Source organism: Saccharomonospora iraqiensis subsp. iraqiensis (genome assembly GCF_000430445.1).
GTDB classification, from domain to species: domain Bacteria; phylum Actinomycetota; class Actinomycetes; order Mycobacteriales; family Pseudonocardiaceae; genus Saccharomonospora; species Saccharomonospora iraqiensis.
In genome coordinates this window covers 28,939-39,329 of record NZ_KE387066.1, presented here as the reverse complement: position 1 = coordinate 39,329, position 10,391 = coordinate 28,939, and the positions used below count along the sequence as shown (strand labels likewise).

9 protein-coding genes are annotated in these 10,391 nt (G+C 70.1%); all 9 read right to left on the bottom strand.

Translation table 11 applies throughout. The annotated features are described in order from the left end of the window. Nucleotides 1–197: 197 nt before the first annotated feature. The gene (locus tag ACTIR_RS0106475) at nt 198–1,214 is read right to left on the bottom strand and encodes a polyprenyl synthetase family protein (RefSeq protein ID WP_026453648.1); all 1,017 of its coding nucleotides are present in this window, start codon (nt 1,212–1,214) and stop codon (nt 198–200) included. Between the two features lie 130 nt (nt 1,215–1,344). Continuing rightward, nucleotides 1,345–2,919, bottom strand: coding sequence for an NADH-quinone oxidoreductase subunit NuoN (gene nuoN / locus ACTIR_RS0106470; RefSeq protein WP_026453647.1), 1,575 nt, complete (start codon nt 2,917–2,919; stop codon nt 1,345–1,347). A gap of 8 nt (nt 2,920–2,927) precedes the next feature. Beyond that, nucleotides 2,928–4,475, bottom strand: a complete 1,548-nt coding sequence (locus tag ACTIR_RS0106465; protein ID WP_026453646.1) for an NADH-quinone oxidoreductase subunit M — start codon at nt 4,473–4,475, stop codon at nt 2,928–2,930. Next, nucleotides 4,472–6,370, bottom strand: coding sequence for an NADH-quinone oxidoreductase subunit L (gene nuoL / locus ACTIR_RS0106460; protein WP_026453645.1), 1,899 nt, complete (start codon nt 6,368–6,370; stop codon nt 4,472–4,474). Before nuoL ends, ACTIR_RS0106465 begins: the two co-directional genes overlap by 4 nt. Before the next feature lie 22 nt (nt 6,371–6,392). Continuing rightward, the gene (nuoK, locus tag ACTIR_RS0106455; protein WP_007025111.1) at nt 6,393–6,692 is read right to left on the bottom strand and encodes an NADH-quinone oxidoreductase subunit NuoK; all 300 of its coding nucleotides are present in this window, start codon (nt 6,690–6,692) and stop codon (nt 6,393–6,395) included. Beyond that, nucleotides 6,689–7,618: an NADH-quinone oxidoreductase subunit J gene (locus tag ACTIR_RS0106450; protein ID WP_026453644.1), complete on the bottom strand. Its 930-nt coding sequence runs from the start codon at nt 7,616–7,618 to the stop codon at nt 6,689–6,691. The genes nuoK and ACTIR_RS0106450 overlap by 4 nt, the downstream gene beginning before the upstream one ends. Beyond that, nucleotides 7,615–8,181, bottom strand: coding sequence for an NADH-quinone oxidoreductase subunit NuoI (gene nuoI, locus ACTIR_RS0106445; RefSeq protein WP_007025113.1), 567 nt, complete (start codon nt 8,179–8,181; stop codon nt 7,615–7,617). Before nuoI ends, ACTIR_RS0106450 begins: the two co-directional genes overlap by 4 nt. Further along, nucleotides 8,168–9,478 (bottom strand): NADH-quinone oxidoreductase subunit NuoH, encoded by a 1,311-nt coding sequence (gene nuoH, locus ACTIR_RS0106440; protein WP_052583743.1) that lies wholly within the window; start codon nt 9,476–9,478, stop codon nt 8,168–8,170. The genes nuoI and nuoH overlap by 14 nt, the downstream gene beginning before the upstream one ends. A gap of 89 nt (nt 9,479–9,567) precedes the next feature. Continuing rightward, nucleotides 9,568–10,391: molybdopterin-dependent oxidoreductase (locus ACTIR_RS22035; RefSeq protein WP_034238694.1), on the bottom strand; the 824-nt coding region annotated here is incomplete at its 5' end.

The following is a 10,391-nucleotide window of genomic DNA, read 5'->3' as shown; positions in this document are numbered from 1 at the left end:
TGCCCGGCCGTGTCACGCGCGGGCTCCGCGGTGCCGTGGGCCGCGAGCTCCCGCTCGAGTTCGCGCACCCGCCGCCGGGCGCCCCGGGCGAGGAAGAGCCAGGACAGGAACGCACCGCACACGAACGCGGCCGCGCTGTACACCCAGACCTGGCCGAAAACGGACATGACTCGCGTCCTCCCTGCTGCGTGGCGGGCCTACCGGGTCCGTGCGACGAGGTAGTCGGCGACCGACTCGCACGCCTCCCGCGCCGGTGACGAGGGCAGCGCGGTGAGTTCCTCCCGTGCCCGCCGAGCGTAGTCATTCAGCGTCGCGTGGGCGCGTTCGAGGCCGCCGGACGCGCGGAGCAGCGCGAGTGCCTCGTCGACGAGCGCGTCGTCGGTGAGCGGACCGTCGAGCAGCCGCACCAGGCGCGGGTCCGGGGAGCCGGAGAGCGCGTAGTGCATCGGCAGCGTCCGCACGCCCTCCCGCAGGTCGGTGCCCTGCGACTTGCCGAGCTCGCCGGACGAGGAGGCGATGTCGATGATGTCGTCCGAGATCTGGAACGCCGTCCCGACGAGGTCGCCGAAGCGGCGCAGGGCGTCGATGTGCTCCGGGTGGGCGTCGGAGAGCATCCCCCCGAACCGTCCCGCCGTGGCGATCAGCGACCCGGTCTTCTGCCCGATCACGGAGAGGTAGTGGTCCACGGGGTCCTCGCCCTCGCCGGGACCGACCGTCTCCCGCATCTGCCCGGTGACCAGCTCCCCGAACGTCTCCGCGATGATCCGCGCCGCGTCCGTGCCGAGGTCGGCGACCAGCCGGGAGGCGTGCGCGAAGAGGTAGTCCCCGGTGAGGATGGCGACGGTGTTGTTCCACCGCGCGTTCACGCTGGGCGCCCCGCGCCGCATCGTGGCCTCGTCCATCACGTCGTCGTGGTAGAGCGTGGCCAGGTGCACCAGCTCCACGGCCGCCGCGGCGGTGACCACCCCGTCCCGGTCCGTCGTGCCGAACTGGCCCGCCAACAGGGTGAACATCGGCCGGAAACGCTTGCCCCCGGCGTCCACCAGGTGCCGCGCGGCCTCGTTGATCGCCTCGACGTCGCTGCGCACGACCTCGTGCAGGATCTCCTCGACGTCCTCCAGCCCGGAGACCAGCGTGCGCAGCAGGTCCTCATCGGCGATCTGCAGCCCGACTGCCGCGCGCAACTCCTCGATGGTGCCCTCACGCACTGACACGTCGGCTCCGCCTTTCCGGCCCAGGGTCACGGTCGGCGTCCAGCCTAATGGGGCCCGACCGCGCGCCGGTGACCCGCTGGTAGAGCCACCGACGGTGATCTCTCCGACACCGCACGCACCCCCGGCCGGTTCAGGACGTCAGGGCGAACCCACCGGTGCCCGCCCAGTCGAGGGCGAACGTCGGCGCGACGCCGAGCAGCAGGGTGACCACGACCCCGAGCGTGATCGCGGCCGTGGTGAACGCCCCGGGCACGCTGACGGTGGGGCCGTCCTCGGCGGGCTCGGAGAAGAACATGAGCACCACCACCCGCAGGTAGAAGAACGCCGCCACCGCGCTGAAGATCAGCGCGATCACCACGAGCGGGGCCATGCCGTCCGACAGGGCCGCCGAGAACACCACGAACTTGCCCACGAACCCGCTGGTGAGCGGGATCCCGGCCAGCGCGAACAGCAGGAAGGCGAAGGTCCAGGCCACCACGGGCGAGCGTTTCGCCAGCCCGGCCCACGCGGACAGGTGGGTCGCCTCACCCCCGGAGTCCCGCACCAGCGAGATCACGCCGAACGCGGCCAGCGTGGTGAAGCCGTAGGCGAGCAGGTAGAACATCGTCCCGGACAGGCCCTGTTCGGTCAGCGCCATCGTGCCGATCAGCAGGAACCCGGCGTGCGCGATCGACGAGTACGCGATCATGCGCTTCACGTCGGTCTGGGTCAGCCCGAGCACCGCGCCGATCAGCATGGACACGATCGCCACGGCCCACAGCACGCCGCGCCACTCCCAGTGGGTCGACTCGAACCCGACGGTGAGCACCCGCAGGATCGCCCCGAACGCGGCGACCTTCGTGCACGCCGCCATGAACGCGGTGATCGGCGTCGGGGCGCCGTGGTAGACGTCCGGCGTCCAGGTGTGGAACGGCCCGACCGAGGCCTTGAACAGCAGCCCCACCAGCAGCAGGCCCAGCCCGGCGAACAGCAGCGTGTCCGAGCGGTCCGTGCCCGCCGTGGCCACGGCGATCTCGGAGAACCGCACCGACCCGGCGTAGCCGTAGAGCAGGGCGACGCCGTAGAGGAAGAACGCGCTGGCGAACGCGCCGAGCAGGAAGTACTTGACCGCGGCCTCCTGGGACAGCAGCCGCCGCCTGCGCGCCAGCCCGCACATCAGGTACAGCGGCAGGCTCAGCACCTCCAGCGCCACGAACATGGTGAGCAGGTCGTTCGCCGCGGTGAACGCCATCATGCCGCCCAGGGCGAACAGGCTCAGCGGGAAGACCTCGGTCTGCATGCTCTGCGTGGCGGCCTGCTCGCGGTCCTGCACCGTGCCGGGGCTGATCCCGGCCTCGGCGACGAACGCGCCGCCCCGATCGACCGTGCGGTCGGCGATGAGCAGCACCGCACCCACCGACAGCGCCAGCAGCGTGCCCCAGAGGAACAGCGCCGGGCCGTCCACGGCCACGGTGCCGCTGAGCGTGGTGATCCCGCGCGGCGGCGCATCGGCGGTGTAGACGCCCAGCGCGACACCGGCGCCGGCCAGTGCCAGCAGCGTCAGCGCCACCTGGGTCGACCACCGCCGGTGCTTGGGCAGGAACGCCTCCAGCAGCACCCCGACGCACGCGACGCCGAACACGATCAGCATCGGCATGATCGCCGCGTAGTCGATCCCGGGCGCCTCGATCGGCCCCTGTTGCTGGGCGAAATGAACGTTCAACACGGCTGGGATTACCTTTCCTGCACCGCTGTCAGTGTCGCCTCCACCGAGGGTCCGACCGTGTCGAGCACCGGCTGCGGGTAGAACCCGAGCCCCACGATCAGCACCACCAGCGGCGCGAGCACCGCGATTTCCCTACCGGACAGGTCACGGACGGCCTTCTTCGCCCCGGCCTCGGGTGCCGTCGCCGTCCCCGGCCCGCCACCCGCGCCGACGAGCGCGTCACCACGCACCGGCCCGGTCATGATCCGCTGGTACAGCCACAGCACGTACGCGGCGGCGAGCACCATCCCGACGGTGGCGACGATCGCGAACACCGGCCGCGCGTCGAACGCCCCGATCAGCACCAGGAACTCGGAGACGAACGAGTTCGTGCCCGGCAGCGACAACGTCGACATCCCGGCCAGCAGCAGCATCCCGCCGAGGATCGGCGTCACCTTGAACATGCCGCCGTAGTCGGCGATGCGGCTGGACCCGCCGCGCGCGGCGACGATGCCGATCACCAAAATCAGCATGCCGGTGGCGAGGCTGTGGTTGAGCATGTACGTCGCCGAGCCGACGGTGGCCTGCGTGCTGAACGCGAAGATGCCCAGCGCGATGAAGCCGAAGTGGGCGATCGACACGTAGGCCACGAAGCGCTTCATGTCGTGCTGGCCCGCGGCCAGGATCGAGCCGTAGAGGATGCCGACCACGCCGAGCACCAGCACCAGCGGCGCGAGCTGCGCGCTGGCGTCCGGGAACATCGGCAGGCTGTAGCGCAGGAAGCCGAAGGTCCCGACCTTGTCCAGCACCCCCACCAGCAGCACGGTGACCGCGATCGGCGCCTGCCCGGCCGCGTCCGGCAACCAGGTGTGGAACGGCACCAGCGGCGCCTTGATCGCGAACGCGAGGAAGAACCCGAGGAACAGCCACACCTGCGTCTCGACCGGGGCCTGGCTGACCACGGCGACCAGGGTGGCCCAGTCGAAGGTGCCGCTGCCGAGTTCGTCGGCGGCCAGCGAGTACGCCCCGATGGCCGAGGCCAGCATGATCAGGCCGCCGAGGAACGAGTACAGGAAGAACTTCACCGCCGCGTACTGCCGCCTCGGCCCGCCGTAGAAGCCGATGAGGAAGTACATCGGCACGAGCATGACCTCGAACAGCACGTAGAACAGGAAGACGTCGGTCGCCGCGAACACGGCGATGGTCAACGCCTCCTGCACCAGGATCAGCGCGAGGAAGTTCGCCACCCGGCGCTCGGTGGGCAGCTTGTCCGTCGAGCGCAGCGCGCCGATCACGATCGGCACCAGCAGCGCGGTGACCGCCACCATGAGCAGCGCGATCCCGTCGATGCCGAAGGCGAAATGCACCCCGAACGCGGGGATCCAGTCCACCGAGGTGACCTGCTGGAGCCGGTCACCGCCCGGGTCGTAGGTCAGCCACAGCGGCACCACCAGCAGCAGCGTGGCGACCGAGACGCCGAACGCGGTCGCCGTCGCCGCACGGGCGTTGTCCCGCCACCCGGCGACCGCGAGGGCGCCGAGCAGCGGCAGCAGGATCAGGGCTACGAGCCAACTCATGAGAACCTCACCAACAGCAGTGCGGCGACGAGCAGGAACGACCCGCCGAGCATCGACAACGCGTAGGACCGGACGAACCCGGTCTGCAGCCTCCGCAGCCGGCTCGACCCGCCGCCGAGCCCGGCGGCCAGCCCGTTGACCGCGCCGTCGACGCCCCGGTTGTCCAGGAACACCGAGAACCGGGTCAACCACAGGCCGGGGGTGGCGACCAGGGTCTCGTTCAGCGCGTTGCCGTACAGGTCGTTCCGCGCGGCCCGCACCGGCCAGGACACCCGCTGCGGACGCTCCACGCTGGTCTCCCGCCTGCCGAACAGCAACCACGCCACGAGCACGCCGAGCGCGGACAGGCCGACCGTCAGCCACGGGATGACCGCGTGCGGCAGGACCCCGTGGTGCGTCTCGGCGAGCGCACCGACCGACGGCGCCAGGAACTCGGCGAGCCGGTCACCGGACATCAGCAGGAACCCGGCACCGACCGAGCCGAACGCGAGCACGATCATCGGCACGGTCATCACCGGCGGCGACTCGTGCGGGTGGAACTCGCGGCCGTCGGCCGAGGTGGTCTCACGCCAGCGCGGCTTGCCGAGGAAGGTCAGCAGCACCAGCCGGGTCATGTAGAAGCCGGTGATGCCCGCGGCGAGCAGCGCCGCGCCGCCGAACACCCAACCGCGCCAGCCCTCCTGGCCGAACGCCGCCGCGATGATCGCGTCCTTGGTGTAGAACCCGGACAGGAAGGGGAACCCGATGATCGCGAGGTAGCCGAGGCCGAACGTGGCCGCGGTGATCGGCATCTTCTTCGCCAGGCCGCCGAACTTGCGCATGTCGACCTCGTCGTTCATGGCGTGCATGACCGAGCCGGCGCCGAGGAACAGCCCCGCCTTGAAGAAGCCGTGCGTGAGCAGGTGCGCGATGCCGAGGGCGTAGCCGACCGGGCCGAGCCCGGCGGCGAGCATCATGTACCCGATCTGGCTCACCGTGGAGTAGGCCAGCACCTTCTTGATGTCGTCGTAGGCGCAGCCGATGATCGCGCCGAGCATCAGGGTGATCGCACCGACGAGGGTCACGACCAGCCGGCCGTCCGGGGTGAGGTTGTAGATCGGGGCCGAGCGGGCGATCAGGTACACGCCCGCGGTCACCATCGTGGCGGCGTGGATCAGCGCCGACACCGGGGTCGGGCCCTCCATCGCGTCCGGCAGCCACGCCTGCAGCGGGAACTGGCCGGACTTGCCGCACGCGCCGAGCAGCAGCAACAGCGCGATCGCGGTGACCACCCCGGCGGAGGCCTCGCCCACCCCGGCGAACACCTCGGAGTAGGAGGTGCTGCCGAATTCGGAGAACATGAGGAAGATGGCCAGTGCCAGGCCCACGTCCCCGACCCGGTTCATCAGGAACGCCTTCTTCGCCGCCGTGGCCGCCGACGGACGGTCCTGGTACCACCCGATCAGCAGGTAGGAGGCGAGGCCGACGCCCTCCCAGCCCAGGTACAGCAGCACGAAGCTGTCGCCGAGCACGAGCACCAGCATCGCGGCGACGAACAGGTTCAGATAGCCGAAGAAGCGCCGACGGGACTCGTCGTCGGACATGTAGCCGATCGAGTAGATGTGGATCAGCGAGCCGACCCCGGTGATCAGCAGGACGAACGTCACCGACAGCGGGTCGATGCGCAGTCCGAAGTCGACCTGCAGCGCCTCGACGGGGATCCACGAGTAGACCGTGGTGTCGGTGGCCCGCGACAGCGACTCGCCGAAGAACAGCGCCAGACCGTACACGAAGGACGCGATGACCGTCGCGGAGCCGAGCAGGTGCCCCCAGCCGTTGGTGCGGCGACCGCCGACCAGCAACACGAGGGCGCCGAGCGCGGGAAACGCGACCAGCAGCCACGATTGAGCGATCAAGGTGATTCCCTGTGGTTGGAGGCTAGTACTTCAGCAGGTTGGTGTCGTCGATCGAGGCCGACCGCCGGGTGCGGAAGATCGACATGATGATCGCGAGGCCGACGACCACCTCGGCCGCGGCGACGACCATCACGAAGAACGCCATCACCTGACCGTCGATCGAGCCGTTGATGCGCGCGAACGTGACCAGCGACAGGTTCACGGCGTTGAGCATCAGCTCGATGCACATGAACACCACGATCGCGTTGCGCCGCACCAGGACGCCGACGGCGCCGATGGTGAACAGCAGCGCCGACAACAACAGGTAGTACGTCGGGGTCACTTGTTCTCCCCTTCCCCGGCGGTGTCCCGGTTGTCCCGGTGGGTGCCGTCGCCGTTCGTACTCGGGGTGGACGCACCGTCGTCCTCCGCCGTGCCCCCGACAAGGGCGTGCGCGTCCGGGGCGGGGGTGTCCCCGGCCACCTGCCTGCGCTCGGCCTCCAGCCGTGCGGTGGGCGTGGACTCGATGAGTTCGGACAGCGACTCCGGTGCCACCGACCCGTCCGGCAGCAGCGCGGGTGTGGCCACCGAGTTCGCCGTGGCGAACACGCCCGGCCCCGGCTTGGGCGAGGGCCGCTCGTACTCGCCGCGGAAGCGGGCCACCACCAGTTCCTTCTGGCTGCGCTTGCCGCCCGCGGCGTGCCGGGTGGTGAACGACAGGACCATGCCCGCCATCGCCGCGGTGATCAGCAGCGCGGCGGTGAGCTCGAACGGGAACAGGTAGTCACGGAAGATGATGCGGCCGAGACCGCCCGCACCGCCGCCCTCGGCGCTCCACGGGTCGAGCGGCTGCGCCGGGGTCACGTCCGCGACGGCCCGGGTCAGCGCGGCCGAGAGCAGCACGGCCACGCCGACGCCGAGCAGCCCGGCGGCGAGTCGTTGTCCGCGCAGCACCTCGACCACCGAGTCGGACGACTCCCGGCCGACCAGCATCAGCACGAACAGGAACAACATCATGATCGCGCCGGTGTAGACGATGATCTGCGTGAACCCGAGGAACTGCGCCTGCTGGGTGAGGTACAGCAACCCGAGGGAGAGCATCGTCAGCACCAGCCACAGCGCCGAGTGCACGGCGTTGCGGGCGAACACCATGCCCAGGGCGCCGGCGAGGGCGAGCGGTCCGAGGATCCAGAACGCGACCGCCTCCCCGGTGGACACCGTCGCCTCGGCGCCCTCCTGGGCGAGAACTAGTGCGCTGCCTACCGTCATCGCCTTGCCTTCTCCTCGGACGTCTCGACCGCCTCGCCGGAGGGCACACCCCGGTCACGGGCGAGTTCGGGGCCGCGGACGTAGTAGTCCTGCTCGTCGTCGCCGAGCCGCATCGGGTGTGGCGGCTGCTCCATGCCGGGCAGCAGGGGCGCGAGCAGGTCCTCCTTGGTGTAGATCAGCTTCTGCCGGTCGTCGTCGGCGAGCTCGTAAAAGTTGATCATCGTGAGGGACCGGGTCGGGCACGCCTCCACACACAACCCGCAGCCGATGCAGCGCAGGTAGTTGATCTGGTAGTCCATGCCGTAGCGCTCACCCGGGGAGTACCGCTCCTCCTCGGTGTTGTCCCCGCCCTCGACGAAGATCGCGTCGGCGGGACAGGCCCAAGCGCACAGCTCGCAACCCACGCACTTCTCCAGCCCGTCCGGGTGCCGGTTGAGCTGGTGGCGACCGTGGTAGCGCGGCGCCGCGGGGGCCCCGATCTCCGGGTACTCCTCCGTGGACACCTTCCGGAACATGTTCGCGAAGGTGACACCGAAGCCCTTGACGGGATCAAACATCCCCATCGGCGTTCTCCTTACCTGAGGTGACCGAAGCGGGTCGCTTCTGCTCGGTCTTCTGCCTTGCCCGCAGTGCCTTCTGCCGTGGGGTCGTCTCCGGGACCTTGAGGTCCACCGGCGGCACCGGGTAGTCGCCGCCGGTGACCGGGACCGAGTCCTCCGGCGGAACCTCCTTCTCGGGCAGCAGCAGCGACAGCAGCACCAGCACCGCGATGACGATGCCGCCGACGACGAGGATCTGGCCGGTGGAGATGTCGGCGGAGGTGCGCACGGCCCGGACCGCGGAGATCACCACCACCCAGATGAGGCCGGCCGGGATGAGCACCTTCCAGCCGAGCTTCATGAACTGGTCGTAGCGGAAGCGGGGCAGCGTGCCGCGCAGCCACACGAAGCCGAACAGGACGATCAGCATCTTGCCGAAGAACCACAGCACCGGCCACCAGCCGGTGTTGAGCATCCCGTCGCCGATCGCGGACAGCGGCCACGGCGCCATCCAGCCGCCGAGGAACAGCGTCGTCGCGAACGCCGAGACGATGACCATGTTGGTGTACTCGGCGAGGAAGAACATGGCGAACTTCATCGAGCTGTACTCGGTGTGGAAGCCGCCGACCAGCTCGGACTCGGCCTCGGGGAGGTCGAACGGGGCACGGTTGGTCTCGCCGACCATGGAGATCAGGTAGATCACGAAGCTCGGCAGCAGCAGCCAGAAGTACCAGCCGTTCTGCTGCGCGGCGACGATGTCCCCGGTGGCCAGCGACTGCGCGTACAGGGCGACACCGATGATCGACAGGCCCATCGCGATCTCGTAGGAGATCACCTGCGCGGCCGAGCGCAGCCCACCGAGCAGCGGGTACGGCGAGCCGGACGACCAGCCCGCGAGCACGATGCCGTAGACCCCGATCGACGCGCCCGCCAGCACGAGCAGCACGCTGACCGGCAGTTCGATCAGCTGGAGGACGGTGCGCTCGCCGAAGATGGTCACCTCGGGGCCGAACGGGATGGCGGCCAGACCGATCAGCGCGGGCACCACCGTGATCAGCGGCGCCATGAAGTAGATCTTGCGGTCCGCGGTGTCCGGGATGATCTGTTCCTTGAACGGGAGCTTGATCGCGTCCGCGAGGGACTGGCCCAGGCCGTAGGGACCTACCCGGTTCGGGCCCGGCCGGTTCTGCATCCGGCCGACGATCTTGCGCTCCCCGACGATCAGACCGATCGTCATGATCGGGCCGATCAGCATGACCACGACGACCTTCATCAGGATCAGCCACAGCGGGTCGTCGGCCAGCAGTTCGGCCCGGGTCATCGCCCCGTCCTGCACCTGCGCGAGCAGCGGGGTCACCGCCCGCACCGGTTCCTCCACGGACGACACCACGGACGTCAGCGTCGACGCGCTCACCGTTCACCTCCGGCCGCGATCGAGACCTCGGCGCCGTGGCCGACGCCGAGCGTGGCGCGGACCGCGGAGCCCGGGGAGTTGCCGGGCAGCCACACCACGCCGTCCGGCAGGTCGGCCACCTCCACCGGCAGGGTGAGCGCCCCGCGCCCGGTGGACACCGTCACCGTGTCCGCCCCGAGCGCCTCGGCGGTCCCCTTCGACACCCGCGCCACGACCCGCCGCGCCGTCCCGGCCAGATGCGGCTCGTCCACCTGCAACGCCCCCTCGTCCAGCAACACCCGCCAGGTGGCCAGCAGCGCCCGCCCGTCGCCGGGCGGTGCCGTGAAGGGCACATTTCCTGCGCCTGAGGCCGTGAGGGGCACATTCCCTGCATCTGACGCAGGGAATGTGCCCCTCACGGCAACCCTCGCCAGGTCGCCGGTGGCGGCGGCCGGGGTCTGGGTGAACAGGTCGGTGTCCATCTCGACGCCGAGGGTGTCCAGGATGCGGCAGTCCGGCAGGGCGCCGGTGCCCTCCAGGGTCACCGAGAACTCGCGGCGGCGGCCCTCCCAGTTGAGGAAGGTGCCGGACTTCTCGTCCACCGGCGCGATCGGCAGCACCACGTCGGCGCGCTCGGTGACCTCGCTGCGCAGCAACTCGATGCTCACCACGAAACCGCATGCGTCGAGCGCCGCGCGCGCCAGCTCCGGGTCGGGCAGGTCCGCGGTCTCGACACCGCCGACGAGCAGCCCGTCCAGGTCGCCGTCGCGGGCGGCGGTGAGGATGCCGGTCGTGTCGCGTCCGGCGGTGTCGGGCAGCGCACCCTCGGCCAGTTCCCAGG